Origin of the sequence: Solibacillus sp., from assembly GCF_040273735.1 — a bacterium.
Taxonomy (GTDB): Bacteria; Bacillota; Bacilli; order Bacillales_A; family Planococcaceae; genus Solibacillus.
Genome location: NZ_JBELZM010000001.1, coordinates 206,279 through 221,124 on the forward strand (window position 1 = coordinate 206,279; position 14,846 = coordinate 221,124).

Below are 14,846 nucleotides of genomic sequence, written 5' to 3' on the forward strand. Positions count from 1 at the left end.
TAGATTTCAGGAGGGACAACAATGCAAATACGCGACTTAGGGGTTTTAGCTGCAGTGATTATGGTTGTAGCGATGCTCATTATCCCTCTTCCACATTGGCTACTCAGTTTTTTAATTATTATTAATATTACATTTGCACTTCTCGTGTTATTAACTTCGATGAATATGAAGGAAGCGCTCGACTTCTCGATTTTCCCAACTGTAATTCTATTATTAACGCTGTTCCGTCTGGCATTGTCTGTATCTACGACACGTGCTATTTTAGCGGAAGGTGACGCAGGTAAAGTAGTAGAGACATTTGGTAATTTCGTAACAGGCGGTAATATTTTAGTAGGTTTAGTTATTTTCTTATTATTAGTTATTATCCAGTTTATCGTTATTACTAAAGGTTCGGAACGTGTTGCGGAAGTTGCTGCGCGTTTTACTTTGGATGCGATGCCTGGTAAACAAATGAGTATTGATGCAGATTTAAACGCCGGAATGATTTCGGAAAAGGAAGCTCGAGAACGCCGTGAAAAAGTATCGGGAGAAGCAGACTTTTACGGAGCGATGGATGGTGCGACGAAATTCGTTAAAGGGGATGCGATCGCCTCAATCATTATGGTTGGTATTAACTTACTGTTCGGTATGATCATCGGAATGCTTCAGATGGAGCTGAGCTTTAGTGAAGCTGCATCGAAATATTCGATGCTGACAGTCGGTGACGGACTTGTATCGCAAATTCCGGCATTATTAATTTCGACTGCAACAGGTATTGTTGTAACACGTGCCGCTTCAAAAGGAAATCTTGGTTCGGATATTACAGCACAGTTATTTGCACAATCTAAGCTCCTTTATGTAGCAGCAGGTACAATCCTCCTGCTTGGGTTATTCACACCGATTCCGGACTGGATCACAATTCCGATTGCAGTAGCATTAGCTGCCGGTGCATTCTTAATGGATCGTAAAAAGGAAGAAACGCCGGAAGAGATTATGGAGTTTGAAGAGGAAGTTGCTTCTGATACGATGAAAAGTCCCGAAAATGTTATTAATTTATTAAATGTCGATCCGATTGAGTTCGAATTTGGCTACGGATTAATTCCGTTAGTGGATGCGGCTCAGGGCGGGGATTTACTGGACCGCGTGGTTATGATCCGCCGTCAGCTTGCATTGGAGCTTGGGATTGTCATTCCGATTGTCCGTATTCGTGACAATATCCAGCTGCAGCCAAATGAGTACCGGATTAAAATAAAGGGAAATGAAATGGCACGAGGTGAATTATTGCTGGATCATTATTTAGCAATGAGTCCTGGGGATGATAATTCAATCGATGGTATTGATACTATCGAGCCATCATTTGGATTGCCTGCAAAATGGATTACAGAAGCAGTAAAAGAGGATGCCGAAATGTTCGGCTATACAGTTGTCGACCCACCAAGTGTTGTATCGACACATTTAACTGAAATTATCCGTGCAAATGCCCACGATCTGCTTGGCCGTCAAGAGACGAAGCAATTGATCGATCATTTACGCGAAACCCATGCGATTTTAGTGGACGATTTAATTCCCACACCATTATCAATAGGGGAAGTACAAAAAGTATTGGCAAAACTATTGCGTGAAAATGTTTCAATACGTAATTTGCCGATCATTTTCGAAACATTAGCAGATTATGCAAAGCTTACTAGTGATCCCGATATTTTAACAGAATATGTGAGACAGGCATTGGCTAGACAAATTACATCTCAATTCATTAACGGCCAACAAGCATTGAAAGTTATCACAGTATCTGCAAAAGTGGAAAAACTTGTGGCTGACAGCATTCAACAAACGGACCATGGAAACTATTTAGCAATGGATCCGCAACAGTCGCAACTCGTATTGGAAGCTATTGCAAAAGAAGTGGAGCGTGTTTCCTATACGGAACAGTCGCCAATTATTTTATGTTCGCCAGCTGTACGACTGTATGTAAGACAATTAACAGAACGTTATTTCCCGCAAGTACCGATTCTTTCTTATAACGAATTGGATGCAGCCGTTGAAATTCAAAGTGTAGGGGTGGTGAATGTTGAATGAAGATGAAAAAATACAATGCACCTTCCATTGCTGAGGCTATGAAACAAATTCGGGCCGATTTAGGGGAAGATGCGGTTATTCTGAATTCAAAAGTCGTCGTGACGAAAAAGTTTTTCGGATTAGTAAAAAATAAAAGCTATGAAGTCGTGGCAGGATATGACCAGATGGAAAAGAAACCTTCATTGCCGTCTTTAGAAGACATTCCGACATTTGCGCCGCAATTGAAAGAGGAAGGAATCCGCGAAGCAGCCTCGTCTGTGGAACAGCATAAAAAAGTTCCGCAAGGCGATTCTGCCGGCTTGCCTGAAAACCTGATCAAAGAAATTGCCGATTTAAAATCGATGATGCAATCGATGCAGCGTATGTCGGCACAATCTCAATATCCTGATGAACTCTTACCATTTATCGACTTTCTACGTGAGCAGGAACTTGGAGAGGAGCTTATCACAGGAATCAGTGATGAGCTTTTTATATATTATAACGAGCATGGCAAGCAAATCACATGGAACGATATGCAGGAAGCAGCCAAGGACTATTTAAGAAAAGAATTGTATGACTTGCCGATTAGCGGAATTTCATATGAGAAAAAATACATTAATGTGTTAGGTCCAACAGGTGTTGGAAAAACGACAACGATTGCGAAAATGGCAGCACGTGCAGTCCTTGAAAAGAAAAAGAAAATCGGTTTTATTACAACTGACACGTATCGTATTGCAGCAATCGAACAATTGAAAACATATGCTGCTTTGCTGCAGGCACCTGTTGAAATTGTTTATAATGCAGCAGATTATGCTGACGCGATTAAAAAGTTTGACCATTTGGATTTAATTTTTATTGATACGGCCGGGAGAAACTATAAAGAAGCGAAATATGTAGATGATTTAAAGTCATTAATACAATTTAGCGAACAAGTAGAATCCTACTTAGTTCTATCTTTGACGTCTAAGCAAAAAGACTTAGAAGCAATTATTGAACAATTTACGAACTTGCACATTGAAAAATTTATCTTTACGAAGCTTGATGAAACAAATTCTATTGGCACTATGTTTAATTTAATGATTAAATATAATAAAGGACTAGCTTATTATACAAATGGTCAAGAAGTACCAGAAGATATCGAACAACCAAATAGTGATAATTTACTAGAACTTTTCTTCAAGGAGAATTCGGATGAAAGATCAAGCTGAAAAACTGCGCCAGAAAATGCTTGGAAGTGAACATAAGCCAGGGCGATCAATTGCAGTTGTTAGTGGAAAAGGCGGGGTAGGTAAAAGTAATTTTACGACAAACTTCGCTACCCTTTTATCAAAAAAAGGGAAGAAAGTAGTCATTTTAGATATGGATATTGGCATGGGCAATGTCCACATTCTCATAGGAAGCTCCGTAAAATACAGTTTAAAAGATTACCTCGATGGTCAAGTACCGCTCGAAGATGTTTTGTGCGAAACGAACGAAGGGGTAAGCTACATTTCCGGCGGTTCAGGCATGTCGTCGTTAATGGAGTGGTCTCCTGATGTTTTTACCCGTTTAATCACGGCATTTGAAACATTGCAGAAAAATTATGATTTTGTCTTATTTGATATGGGAGCGGGAGTTGTTGATTGGTCGCTCGATCTATTAACATCCATTGAAGAAATTATCGTTATTTCTACAGCTGAACCGACGTCCATTATGGATGCTTATTCTATGATGAAATTTATCCATCTAAAAGACCCGATTAAGAAATTTTATCTGTTAGGCAATCGTGCATTTACAGTTGAGGAAGGGCAAGATACGACACAGCGTCTAAAAACAGTGATGCAGCGTTTTTTAGAGAAGGAAGTATCGATTTTAGGCTCGCTGCCGGAAGACCCAGTTGTGCGTCAAGCGGTACGTCAGCAAGCCTTATTTACAGTGCTGTATCCTGATGCCCCAATCACAAAAACGATGGGGGAAATTGTTGAGCAATTTTTATCGACGCAGTCAGTAATGAAAGAAGTGCATGCAACAAACGATTCATTGAAATTTATATCAAAATTAAAAAGCATTTTTTCGAGAGGGCGTGATTAAATGAGCAACTTACAGAAAACCAAACTGCTAGTTGTTGATGATTCCGCCTTTATGCGGAAGCTAATAAGCGATTTTTTTTCGGATCATCTACATATTGAAGTTATCGGGACTGCACGCAATGGGAAAGACGCCATTAAAAAGATCGAGCAGCTAAAACCCGATGTCGTGACAATGGATGTGGAAATGCCGGAAATGAATGGGATGGAAGCGTTAAAAGAAATTATGCAAAAGTATCCATTACCTGTAATCATGCTTTCAAGTACAACAAAGCGCGGAGCAGAAAATACATTAATGGCAATGGAGTACGGAGCAGTTGATTTTGTTGCTAAGCCAAGCGGTTCCATTTCATTGGATTTACATAAAATTAAGGATGAACTTGTACGGAAAGTGGAAGAGGCATCTAAAGTAACGGTTTCAAAATTGAAAAAACCTTTCCATAAATCGACTGTCGCAAATCAAGCGATCCGTCATTCTTTCAGCAATGAAGAATCTAAACTAAGAAGTTTGGCAAAGCCAACCGTCAACATCAATGCGTCGATAAAAAAGACGGAGTGGAGCAAAACTTCAAAGAAAATCATTTTAATCGGGACTTCCACAGGTGGTCCTAGAGCTTTACAGGAAGTCATTACGAAAATTCCCGCAAATGTGGGTGCACCAATTTTAATCGTGCAGCATATGCCTGCCGGTTTTACAAAATCGTTGGCAGCAAGACTTGACCAATTGAGTGAAATTCATGTGAAAGAAGCAGAACAAGGCGACCTGTTGCAAAAGGGAACTGCCTATATTGCTCCGGGTGGCTATCATCTTAAATTAAGAAAAGTCGGATCATCATTTGCTGTCGTACTCGACGATCAGGAACCGCCAAGAGCAGGACATCGCCCGTCTGTAGACGTCATGTTTGAAGATGTCAGCCAGTATTCGGAGTTCGATAAAATTGCCGTTATTATGACGGGAATGGGGTATGACGGTTCAAAAGGATTAGTCTCACTCAAAAAAACGGGGAATGTCACGGCTATTGCCGAGTCAGCAGAAACATGTATCGTATATGGAATGCCGAAAGCTGCCGTGGAAACGCAGCTTGTAGATGAAGTGGCGGATGTTGATGATATTGCCCAAACAATTATGAAATATATGCCTTAAAAAGGGGTGCCTTCTAAATGGAATTAAATCAGTATTTGGAAATGTTCATTGAAGAAAGTAAAGAGCATTTACAAGCATGCAGTGAACACTTATTGGAATTGGAAAAGAATCCGGAAGATTTAACAATTGTCGGAGAGATTTTCCGTTCGGCACATACTTTAAAAGGTATGGCAGCAACAATGGGCTATGAAGATTTAGCCGACTTAACACATAAAATGGAAAATATTTTAGATGCGATCCGCAACAGTAAAATTAAAGTGAACGCTGAAATTTTGGATGTCGTTTTTGAATCAGTCGACCATTTAGAAGAAATGGTATTCGACATTGCAGATGGCGGTGATGGTAAACGCAATGTGCAAGCGACAGTGGAAAAGCTAAAGCGCATTGAAGCAGGCGAACCGGCAACTGCCGCTTTAGAAGAACCAATACATGGCCAGGAAATTGCTGCTGCATTGGTAGCCAATGAGGTAGAACAGCCAGCTGAAGCGCTCGAATTGAAATTATCCTATGATGATTTTGAAAAAACGGTCATTCTACAATCATCAGAACAAGATTACAATGCATATGAAATTACAGTAGCTTTGCGTGAAGACTGCTTATTAAAAGCAGCTCGCGTGTTCATGGTATTTGAAATACTGGAGAAAAACGGAGATGTCATCAAATCTTCGCCGACTGTAGATAAATTGGAAGAAGAGCAGTTTGATAGTGAATTCCACGTTGCCTTTATTTCGACAGAATCAGCGGAAGATTTGCAAAAGATGCTGATGAAAGTATCAGAGGTTGATCGTGTAGTGGTCAATAAAATCAACCGTGATGTGTTTGTTACAAAAACTACAGCAATCGAAGTACCTGCAGAAGAAGCATACCAACAGCCTGCAGTACAGGAAACTGTAACTGCCGTATCTGAGGAACAGCCAAAATCAGCAGCAGCTAAAAACAATACTGGTAAATCTGGGCATGCATCAAGTAAGACGATTCGCGTTAATATTGAACGCCTTGATATATTGATGAACTTGTTTGAAGAGCTTGCAATTGATCGCGGCCGCCTTTTATCGATCGCCGGTGATGTGAATCACGGAGAACTAAACGAGACAGTAGAACGTATGAGCCGTACAATGGGAGATCTGCAAAATATCGTTTTAACGATGCGCATGGTTCCTGTAGATACAGTATTTAACCGTTTCCCGAAAATGGTACGACAATTGTCGCGTGATTTAAACAAAAAAATCGAACTAAATATCGTCGGAGCAGAAACAGAGCTTGATCGTACAGTAATTGATGAAATTGGAGATCCGTTAGTTCACCTGATCCGCAACTCTGTTGATCATGGAATCGAAAGTCCGGAAGTACGCCGTGCAAAAGGCAAACCGGAAGAAGGAACGGTGGAACTTCGTGCTTATCATAGCGGGAACTATGTGTTCATCGAGATTGAAGATGACGGAGCAGGAATCAACCGCGATAAAGTATTGGCAAAAGCTTTGTCTAAAGGAATTGTTTCACATGAACAATCATTAACGATGACAGACAAGCAGATTAACGAGTTAATTATGGCTTCGGGTTTCTCAACAGCCGACGTCATTTCAGATGTGTCGGGCCGTGGTGTCGGATTAGATGTTGTTAAAACAACGATTGAATCATTAGGCGGCAACATTTCGATTGAATCGACTCAAAATGTCGGCTCGGTCTTCTCGATTCAATTACCGCTGACACTGTCGATTATTTCAGTCATGCTCGTAGAAATTGAAAATGAAATTTATGCAATTCCGTTATCATCTATTATTGAAACATCGATTATCCGTCATTCAGACATATTAAACGCACATAATCAAAAAGTAATCGATTTCCGTGGTAAAGTTGTACCGCTTGTATTCTTGGAAGAAATTTTTGAAGTACCACGAGCTGAACAAAAAGATGATGGCTTCCATTCAGTCGTAATCGTCCGCAAAGGCGATAAATTAGCTGGTTTAATGGTCGATTCATTTATAGGTCAACAGGAAATTGTACTGAAATCATTAGGTAACTACTTAACGAATATTTTTGCGATTTCAGGTGCGACGATATTAGGAAACGGAAAAGTGGCGTTAATTGTAGACTGTAACGCACTGATGAAGTAAAAGGATAAGAGGTGTGAAGAATGACGAATGCAACAGAGCAAAAAAACTTGAAAGTAATTGTGTTTCAATTAGCAGATAAAGAATATGCCATTCCTGTTTCGCACGTAAAGGGAATCGAAAAATTAATGCATATTACGCGTGTACCGAAAACAGAACGTTATGTAAAAGGAGTCATTAATCTTCGGGGTGTTGTAACACCTGTCATCGATTTACGTGAACGTTTCGACTTGCCGGTTTCGGGTAACGAAGAAACAACCCGAATTATTATTATTACACTGGAAACGATGGAAGTCGGTTTTATTGTAGATTCGGCAAATGATGTTTTGGACATTGATGCATCTTCCATTGAACAGCAGCCTGAAGTGGTTGGCTCATTAGAAGAAGATTTTATCGCAGGTGTCGCAAAATTGGAAAACCGCTTATTAATTTTACTTCACTTAGATAAAGTATTAAATCCGATCGATTAATTTCAATGAATAATTTTCCGGGTGAGCCTCGCTTGCCTGGAATCTATTAAAGTAGGGATTGAAAATGAACTTTAGTGAAAAAATCACGTTGCTGCATTTAGACGTTTTGAAGGAAATCGGAAACATTGGTGCTGCACATGCGGCTACGGCATTATCGAATTTATTGGGAAAAAAGATCGATATGCGTGTACCCGACGTGAAAATGGCCTCTTTTAATGAAATGATGGAGCTCGCTGGCGGCTCGGAAAATGCTGTCGTCGGCATTTATCTTCGTATTGAAGGGGATGCACAAGGAAGCATGTTTTTCATTTTGCCGATTGAGCAGGCAAACCGATTTATTCGAAGTCTCATTCATGACGAATCTTTTGATTTTCACACACCGCCATATTCGGAAATTGGCTTATCGGCAATGCAGGAAATGGGCAATATTTTATCCGGCTCTTATTTATCCGCCTTATCCGATTTTACAGGTCTTAAAATCTATCCGACGGTACCCGGATTAAGTGTAGACATGTTTGGCGCAATTATTAGTATCGGACTTATTGAACTATCACAAGTAAGTGATACGGTAATCGTCATTAACACATCTATATATGAAGAAGTCATGTCTGATGATGAAGCGGTAAAAGGACAGTTCTTCCTGTTACCTGAACCTGATTCATTTGAAGCGATTTTTAAAGCATTAGGAGTGCCTACGACATGATAGTTACCCATTCAAACGAAGTGATTAAAGTAGGTATTGCACAAATGGATATCGTGAAAATTCCTAAAACGATTCGTACGTCGGGGTTAGGTTCTTGTGTCGGTGCCGTCATTTACGATGATTCCAAAAAAGTTGCCGGTATGGTCCATGTCATGCTGCCGGATTCCAGTTTAAATCGTACGGCAACAATGAATGTCGCAAAATTTGCAGATACGGGAGTTGCCGCTTTAGTGGATCTTTTAAAACAAGAAGGAGCGCAACGCTTTAAGTTGAAGGCGAAAATTGCAGGCGGTGCACAAATGTTCCAATTTACAGCAGATAAAGATTCAATGAGAATTGGGCCCAGAAATGTGGAAGCTGTAAAAGCACAGTTAAAAGAACTGGGTATACCGCTTATCGCCGAAGATACGGGCGGCAACAGCGGTCGGACTATCGAGTTTAACCCTGAAACATGCATGCTTCAAGTACGTACCGTCAATAAAGGAGTGAGTGAAATTTAATGTTTGGTTCAATATTTTATAATTTTTGGGCAGCACTACTTTCATTCGCTGTATATTTTATCGCTGCAATTCAAAATCCGTATGCGATGCCGCTGCCGACGATTGGCACAGCTTTTGTCGTTGCTGTCATTGCATTTAGTGTAATGTTTATTATCCGTTACTTCCTTGGATATGTGTTTTATACACCGGAAGCACCTGTTTTGTCACAAACCGAAGAGGAACTGCCTGTAGTTGCCAAAGAGACGGATAAAACACAAACTGTTCCGCAAAACGATCATACAACAATGGAAGTTGAAGAAGATGAGAATACGGAAGAAATTGCAAAAGTCGTTCGTTCGATGCTTCAAAGCGATGAATCCCTAACACGGTAAAAGAGTCGTATATCCGGCTCTTTTTTATTTAGCAGAATATAAGGAAATACTGTGTCGAATTACTGGATTAAATGTATATTAAAAGGCTTTTTGGTATAATAAACATAAATAATGTTATTTTTCAAATAAAGGGGTGGGTATGTTTGACAGAACAAAGGCATAGAGACGAACAATCATTATGGGTTCGTTGGACAAAGAACCGTGATCCCGAAGCAGGCGATTTATTAATAAAAAAGTTTAAACCACTCGTATCGTATCATGTGCAGCGTATTGCTGTCGGGCTTCCGAAAAACATTTCCAGAGATGACTTAATGAGTCTTGGGATGATGGGGCTGTTTGATGCGTTAAATAAATTTGATATAAACCGAGATTTAAAGTTTGATACGTATGCCTCATTCCGTGTACGTGGCGCTATTCTCGATGGTTTACGTAAAGAGGACTGGCTCCCGAGATCAGCGCGTGAAAAAGCAAAAAAGCTTGAATCGCAAATCGAATCACTTGAGCAAAAGCTGATGCGCCATGCGACACCGGAAGAAGTTGCAGCACATATGAATTTGCCTGTCGAAGAAGTATACCAAACATTCCAGGAACATTTTTTCTCGAATGTGCTTTCGATCAATGAGCAGCTGGACCAGGAAGAATCGGAAGGCAAGTCCTTTGTTATCCGTGATGACAATACGAAAACACCCGAGCAGCAAACCGTTCTTGTAGAGCTATTAGGCGATTTGGCTGAAAATATTAAAAAGCTGAATGAAAAAGAACAGCTTGTCATTAGCTTATTCTACTCGGAAGAATTAACATTAACCGAAATCGGTGAAATACTGGAACTGTCGACATCAAGAATTTCGCAAATCCACTCAAAAGCATTGTTTAAATTACGTAAATTACTGTCTTCGGAAATGATCAATACGTAAGGAGGCGGCGTTATGAGCTTAAAGGGCCTGGAAATGCAGATTGCGATTCCTAAAACATTCGAGGCAGGGAAAATGGCGGATCAGCGTCAACAAAATACAATCCTGCAGCAAATGCATGCAAACGAAGCATTGAACAGAGAACTGGAACGCAAACAATTATCTGTCAATGAAACAGAGCATCTGAACGCAGTCAATGATGAGGAACAGGAAAAATCGCAAAACGGACAAGACCCAATGAAGGAAAACAAGAAAAATAAGGAACAGCTTGATCAAAAAGTGCAGCACCCGTTTAAAGGGAATCTTTTTGATTTTAGTGGCTAGGAGCAGTCATCATGATCGCAGTTATAATTACCTTATTTCTTATCCAGATGATTACGATTTTTGTAATTGTTCTTTTAAATAGTAAGCTTTCTAAGTTTCAGAATTTAGAAAAGCGCCAAAATGAACTGATTAATGAAATGGACAATGCGATTAGTGTATATTTAATGGAGATGAAAGAAGAAAATGACCGGTTAATCAGTGAATTGAAAAAACCGAATATTGCTCAAAAGACGGTAACATCCCGTAAAGAAGAGACTTCGCTGACTTTAAAAGAGCAGCCGGTAAAAGAACAGGAAATGGAACCGCGCAAATTCGTTCCGGTCAAGCAAGCAGCAAGCGCCTATCAAAAGCAAAAGGCACAGCAGCAAGTTGAGAGCAAAGACGATGCAGCATTAGTTGAAAATGAACCACTTTCTGAAGACAATGAAATCCAAGGACAAAACCTTACATTTGAGCAGCAAGTAATCCATCATTATCGCAATGGAAAAACAATTGAAGAAATTGCAAAAATGACGGAACGCGGGAAAACAGAAATTGAACTCCTCGTAAAGTTTCATGCGTAAAGTAGTTGCACTTGAAAGTCTATTATGATATATTTACAAACGGTGTTAACAATACACACGTATTTTGATGTAGTAAGTGGTGCTCGTAAGTCTACGGGTAGCTTGTTGCAGATGAAAAATACGGAGGAAAAAAACCAAACATATTAGGAGGAAACACTCATGTCAGTAATTTCAATGAAACAATTACTAGAAGCTGGTGTACATTTCGGTCACCAAACTCGCCGTTGGAACCCAAAAATGAAGAAATATATCTTCGTAGAGCGTAACGGTATTTACATTATCGATTTACAAAAAACGGTTAAAAAATTAGAAGAAGCATACGATTTCATGCGTCAAGTTGGTCAAGACGGTGGTAAAGTTTTATTCGTAGGTACGAAAAAACAAGCACAAGAAGCGATCAAAGAAGAAGCTGAACGTTCTGGTAACTACTACATCAACCAACGTTGGTTAGGTGGTACATTAACAAACTTCGGTACTATTCAAAAACGTGTTAAACGTATGAAAGATATCGAGAAAATGGAAGAAGACGGTACTTTTGCTGTACTTCCTAAAAAAGAAGTAATCCAACTTAAAAAAGAGCACGAGCGCTTAGTTAAATTCTTAGGCGGTATCCGTGATATGAAAGCTATTCCGGACGTAATGTTCGTTGTAGATCCTCGTAAAGAGCGTATCGCAGTTGCAGAAGCAATCAAATTAAACATCCCTCTAGTTGGTATCGTAGACACTAACTGTGATCCAGATGAAATTGATTACGTAATCCCTGCAAACGACGATGCTATCCGCGCGGTTAAATTATTAACTGCTAAAATGGCTGACGCTTTATTAGAAGCTAAACAAGGTGAAGAAGAAGCTCCTGCAGTAGAAGAAGCTACAGCTGAGTAATTAATTCACTGTTAGAAAAGGTGATAAGTGGATGAACCCCTTATCACCTTTTTTTGAGAAATGAATTTGAAGATGTATGAATCGTTGAAAAATAGCGATTTATCGCTTAAAGTATGAAATAGTGTAAATAAATTTTTCATTATATTTAGGAGGAAACTCAACATGGCAAACATTACTGCACAATTAGTAAAAGAATTACGCGAAAAAACAGGCGCAGGTATGATGGACTGTAAAAAAGCATTAGTATCAACAGAAGGTGACATCGATGCTGCAATCGATTTCCTACGTGAAAAAGGTTTAGCTGCTGCTGGCAAAAAAGCTGACCGTATCGCTGCTGAAGGTACAACTTACATTTTAGAAAACGGTAATGAAGCGATTCTTTTAGAAGTAAACGCTGAAACAGACTTCGTTGCGAAAAACGACAAGTTCCAAGTTTTAGTTTCTTCTTTAGCAGAGCAATTATTATCTGCTAAACCAGAATCAGTAGAAGCTGCTTTAGAATTAGAAAAAGACGGCGTGAAAATTGCTGACCAAATTTCTACAGCTACTGCTACAATCGGTGAAAAAATCTCATTACGTCGTTTCGAAATCAAAACAAAAACTGATGCAGATGCATTCGGTTCTTACTTACACATGGGCGGACGTATTGGTGTATTAGTAGTTCTTGAAGGTTCTACTGACGCTGCTGCTGCAAAAGATATCGCTATGCATATCGCTGCAATCAACCCAACTTACATTTCTCGTGACGAAGTTTCTGCTGACGAAGTTGAACGTGAGCGCAAAGTATTAACTGAGCAAGCGTTAAACGAAGGTAAACCAGAAAACATCGTAGCGAAAATGGTAGAAGGCCGTCTTGGTAAATATTTCGAAGACGTATGCTTATTAGACCAAGCTTTCGTTAAAAACTCAGATCAAAAAGTACGCGACTTCGTAAACTCATTAAATGCTACTGTAACAAGCTTCACTCGTTATGCTGTTGGTGAAGGTATCGAAAAGCGTGAAGATAACTTTGCTGAAGAAGTAATGAGCCAAGTTAAAGGTAACTAATTAAATTACAACTTAAATTAACATTAATTTAAGCAAACAGTAGGGAGCACCATTTGCGTGTTCCCTATTTTTAAAGAAATCTATTTTTGAATGAAGCGAAGTACGATACATAAAAAACACGTCGTATTTCCTTTTAAATAAATGAGTAACGGAGGTCTACTATGGGTGTGTCAGAGTACAAACGAGTAGTTATTAAACTTAGCGGGGAAGCATTAGCTGGAGAATTAGGCTTCGGTTTCTCACCGGATGTTATTAAATCGATCGCTGCAGAAATTAAAGAAGTTATCGACTTAGGTGTAGAGGTCGCATTAGTTGTCGGCGGAGGCAACATTTGGCGCGGGAAAATCGGCGCTGAAATGGGAATGGAACGTGCCAATGCAGATTATATGGGTATGTTAGGAACAGTGATGAATGCTCTTGCATTACAAGACTCGCTGGAAAATTTGGGTGTTCCTACACGTGTTCAATCATCGATCGTAATGACACAAGTGGCAGAGCCATATATTCGACGTAAAGCAGTTCGTCATTTGGAGAAAGCACGTGTCGTAATCTTTGCTGCGGGAACAGGTAACCCATACTTCTCGACAGATACGACAGCAGCTTTACGTGCCGCAGAAATTAATGCGGATGCAATTTTAATGGCGAAAAATAATGTGGATGGCGTTTATTCTGCAGATCCAAAATTAGATTCTGAAGCAGTTAAGTATGACACACTTACGTATTTAGACGTTATTCAACAAGGTTTACAAGTAATGGATTCTACAGCTTCGACATTATGTATGGATAATGACATTAAGCTTGTCGTTTTCAACTTATCAGAACCAGGTAATATTAAACGTGCCGCATTAGGCGAAAAAATTGGAACAGTTGTTAGGAGAGATGCGTAATGACACAACAAGTATTAAATCAAGCACAAGAAAAAATGACAAAATCAATTAATGCTTTCTCACGTGAATTAGCTTCAATTCGTGCAGGTGTAGCAAATGCTTCACTATTAGATCGTATTACGGTGGACTACTACGGTTCTCCAACACCGATCAACCAAATGGCAGGTATTTCTGTACCGGAAGCACGCCTTTTAGTTATCCAGCCTTATGATAAATCAATCTTAGGCGAAATCGAAAAAGCAATTATGCGTTCAGATATTGGAATCACACCAACAAATGACGGAAATGTAATTCGTTTAGCTGTACCGGCTTTAACTGAAGAGCGTCGTAAAGAATTAGTAAAACAGGTGAAAAAAGAATCAGAAGACGCAAAAGTTGCTGTACGTAACGTGCGCCGCGATGCTAACGATGACCTGAAAAAATTAGAAAAGAACGGTGAAATCACAGAGGACGAACTACGCGGCTTCAACGATGACATCCAAAAACTAACAGACAGCTCAATCGTTAAAATCGAGGAGTTAGTGAAAGAAAAAGAAAAAGAAATTTTAACAGTTTAATTTTAGTTTGCTTCGCGCTGGTGGATCACATTGGCGCGAAATCTTTTTCTGACGATGTATGAACTTTACATGGATTAAAACGTCCTGCTAATAAGGACGTTTTTTTTACAATAATAGATAAATTTTAAATTTGTTAGGGAAATATAGCTGTAGCAAAAAAAACATGCACATGAACCCGTTCCCCCTAATTGAAAGTATAAATTGTGGAAAAATTACATATGAAAGATTAAAAGAAGCACAATTATTCTTTAAGATACTAAAGAAGTTCATTATATA

At 39.4% G+C, this 14,846-nt stretch carries 16 protein-coding genes; all 16 read left to right on the forward strand.

Annotated features, from left to right (window positions below):
• Positions 1 to 21: 21 nt before the first annotated feature.
• The 16 genes from flhA (at position 22) to frr (ending at position 14,570) form a co-directional block, all read left to right on the forward strand.
• A complete protein-coding gene (flhA, locus tag ABS917_RS01045; RefSeq protein WP_350477272.1) occupies positions 22 to 2,055 on the forward strand; it encodes a flagellar biosynthesis protein FlhA in 2,034 nt (677 codons plus the stop codon).
• Positions 2,052 to 3,242 carry a flagellar biosynthesis GTPase FlhF gene (gene flhF / locus ABS917_RS01050; RefSeq protein ID WP_350477273.1) on the forward strand — a complete coding sequence of 397 codons (1,191 nt, stop codon included), beginning with the start codon at positions 2,052 to 2,054 and terminating at the stop codon, positions 3,240 to 3,242. The genes flhA and flhF overlap by 4 nt, the downstream gene beginning before the upstream one ends.
• Positions 3,226 to 4,104 (forward strand): MinD/ParA family protein, encoded by an 879-nt coding sequence (locus ABS917_RS01055; protein ID WP_350477274.1) that lies wholly within the window; start codon positions 3,226 to 3,228, stop codon positions 4,102 to 4,104. The genes flhF and ABS917_RS01055 overlap by 17 nt, the downstream gene beginning before the upstream one ends.
• A complete protein-coding gene (locus tag ABS917_RS01060) occupies positions 4,105 to 5,244 on the forward strand; it encodes a protein-glutamate methylesterase/protein-glutamine glutaminase (protein ID WP_350477275.1) in 1,140 nt (379 codons plus the stop codon). It begins immediately after the preceding gene.
• 17 nt (positions 5,245 to 5,261) lie between these two features.
• Complete coding sequence (locus tag ABS917_RS01065; protein ID WP_350477276.1) at positions 5,262 to 7,358, forward strand: chemotaxis protein CheW; 2,097 nt, start codon at positions 5,262 to 5,264, stop codon at positions 7,356 to 7,358.
• A gap of 20 nt (positions 7,359 to 7,378) precedes the next feature.
• Entirely contained in the window at positions 7,379 to 7,825 is a 447-nt protein-coding gene (locus ABS917_RS01070; protein ID WP_079525246.1) for a chemotaxis protein CheW, read from the forward strand.
• 64 nt (positions 7,826 to 7,889) lie between these two features.
• A complete protein-coding gene (locus tag ABS917_RS01075; RefSeq protein ID WP_350477277.1) occupies positions 7,890 to 8,528 on the forward strand; it encodes a chemotaxis protein CheC in 639 nt (212 codons plus the stop codon).
• On the forward strand, positions 8,525 to 9,028 hold the full coding sequence (locus tag ABS917_RS01080; protein WP_350477278.1) for a chemotaxis protein CheD: 504 nt from the start codon (positions 8,525 to 8,527) through the stop codon (positions 9,026 to 9,028). The genes ABS917_RS01075 and ABS917_RS01080 overlap by 4 nt, the downstream gene beginning before the upstream one ends.
• Positions 9,028 to 9,399, forward strand: a complete 372-nt coding sequence (locus ABS917_RS01085) for a multidrug transporter (protein WP_350477279.1) — start codon at positions 9,028 to 9,030, stop codon at positions 9,397 to 9,399. The genes ABS917_RS01080 and ABS917_RS01085 overlap by 1 nt, the downstream gene beginning before the upstream one ends.
• Positions 9,400 to 9,542: 143 nt before the next feature.
• Positions 9,543 to 10,313 (forward strand): FliA/WhiG family RNA polymerase sigma factor, encoded by a 771-nt coding sequence (locus tag ABS917_RS01090; RefSeq protein ID WP_350477280.1) that lies wholly within the window; start codon positions 9,543 to 9,545, stop codon positions 10,311 to 10,313.
• A 12-nt stretch (positions 10,314 to 10,325) separates the two neighbouring features.
• A complete protein-coding gene (locus ABS917_RS01095; RefSeq protein WP_350477281.1) occupies positions 10,326 to 10,634 on the forward strand; it encodes an RNA polymerase subunit sigma in 309 nt (102 codons plus the stop codon).
• Positions 10,635 to 10,645: 11 nt separating this feature from the next.
• Positions 10,646 to 11,197, forward strand: coding sequence for a hypothetical protein (locus ABS917_RS01100; protein WP_350477282.1), 552 nt, complete (start codon positions 10,646 to 10,648; stop codon positions 11,195 to 11,197).
• Between the two features lie 159 nt (positions 11,198 to 11,356).
• Positions 11,357 to 12,079, forward strand: a complete 723-nt coding sequence (gene rpsB, locus ABS917_RS01105) for a 30S ribosomal protein S2 (RefSeq protein WP_008403254.1) — start codon at positions 11,357 to 11,359, stop codon at positions 12,077 to 12,079.
• A gap of 162 nt (positions 12,080 to 12,241) precedes the next feature.
• Complete coding sequence (gene tsf / locus ABS917_RS01110; protein WP_350477283.1) at positions 12,242 to 13,126, forward strand: translation elongation factor Ts; 885 nt, start codon at positions 12,242 to 12,244, stop codon at positions 13,124 to 13,126.
• Between the two features lie 161 nt (positions 13,127 to 13,287).
• Complete coding sequence (pyrH, locus tag ABS917_RS01115; protein WP_079525266.1) at positions 13,288 to 14,013, forward strand: UMP kinase; 726 nt, start codon at positions 13,288 to 13,290, stop codon at positions 14,011 to 14,013.
• Positions 14,013 to 14,570 carry a ribosome recycling factor gene (frr, locus tag ABS917_RS01120; RefSeq protein ID WP_350477284.1) on the forward strand — a complete coding sequence of 186 codons (558 nt, stop codon included), beginning with the start codon at positions 14,013 to 14,015 and terminating at the stop codon, positions 14,568 to 14,570. Before pyrH ends, frr begins: the two co-directional genes overlap by 1 nt.
• The last annotated feature ends 276 nt before the right edge of the window (positions 14,571 to 14,846 follow it).

Bases quoted from the DNA above. Each gene is read 5' to 3' on its own strand.
- tsf (WP_350477283.1), top strand. From the start codon at position 12,242: ATGGCAAACATTACTGCACAATTAGTAAAAGAATTACGCGAAAAAACA.
- ABS917_RS01095 (WP_350477281.1), top strand. From the start codon at position 10,326: ATGAGCTTAAAGGGCCTGGAAATGCAGATTGCGATTCCTAAAACATTC.
- ABS917_RS01085 (WP_350477279.1), top strand. From the start codon at position 9,028: ATGTTTGGTTCAATATTTTATAATTTTTGGGCAGCACTACTTTCATTC.
- ABS917_RS01100 (WP_350477282.1), top strand. From the start codon at position 10,646: ATGATCGCAGTTATAATTACCTTATTTCTTATCCAGATGATTACGATT.
- ABS917_RS01080 (WP_350477278.1), top strand. From the start codon at position 8,525: ATGATAGTTACCCATTCAAACGAAGTGATTAAAGTAGGTATTGCACAA.
- flhA (WP_350477272.1), top strand. From the start codon at position 22: ATGCAAATACGCGACTTAGGGGTTTTAGCTGCAGTGATTATGGTTGTA.
- ABS917_RS01055 (WP_350477274.1), top strand. From the start codon at position 3,226: ATGAAAGATCAAGCTGAAAAACTGCGCCAGAAAATGCTTGGAAGTGAA.
- ABS917_RS01065 (WP_350477276.1), top strand. From the start codon at position 5,262: ATGGAATTAAATCAGTATTTGGAAATGTTCATTGAAGAAAGTAAAGAG.
- ABS917_RS01070 (WP_079525246.1), top strand. From the start codon at position 7,379: ATGACGAATGCAACAGAGCAAAAAAACTTGAAAGTAATTGTGTTTCAA.
- pyrH (WP_079525266.1), top strand. From the start codon at position 13,288: ATGGGTGTGTCAGAGTACAAACGAGTAGTTATTAAACTTAGCGGGGAA.
- ABS917_RS01075 (WP_350477277.1), top strand. From the start codon at position 7,890: ATGAACTTTAGTGAAAAAATCACGTTGCTGCATTTAGACGTTTTGAAG.
- flhF (WP_350477273.1), top strand. From the start codon at position 2,052: ATGAAGATGAAAAAATACAATGCACCTTCCATTGCTGAGGCTATGAAA.
- rpsB (WP_008403254.1), top strand. From the start codon at position 11,357: ATGTCAGTAATTTCAATGAAACAATTACTAGAAGCTGGTGTACATTTC.
- frr (WP_350477284.1), top strand. From the start codon at position 14,013: ATGACACAACAAGTATTAAATCAAGCACAAGAAAAAATGACAAAATCA.
- ABS917_RS01060 (WP_350477275.1), top strand. From the start codon at position 4,105: ATGAGCAACTTACAGAAAACCAAACTGCTAGTTGTTGATGATTCCGCC.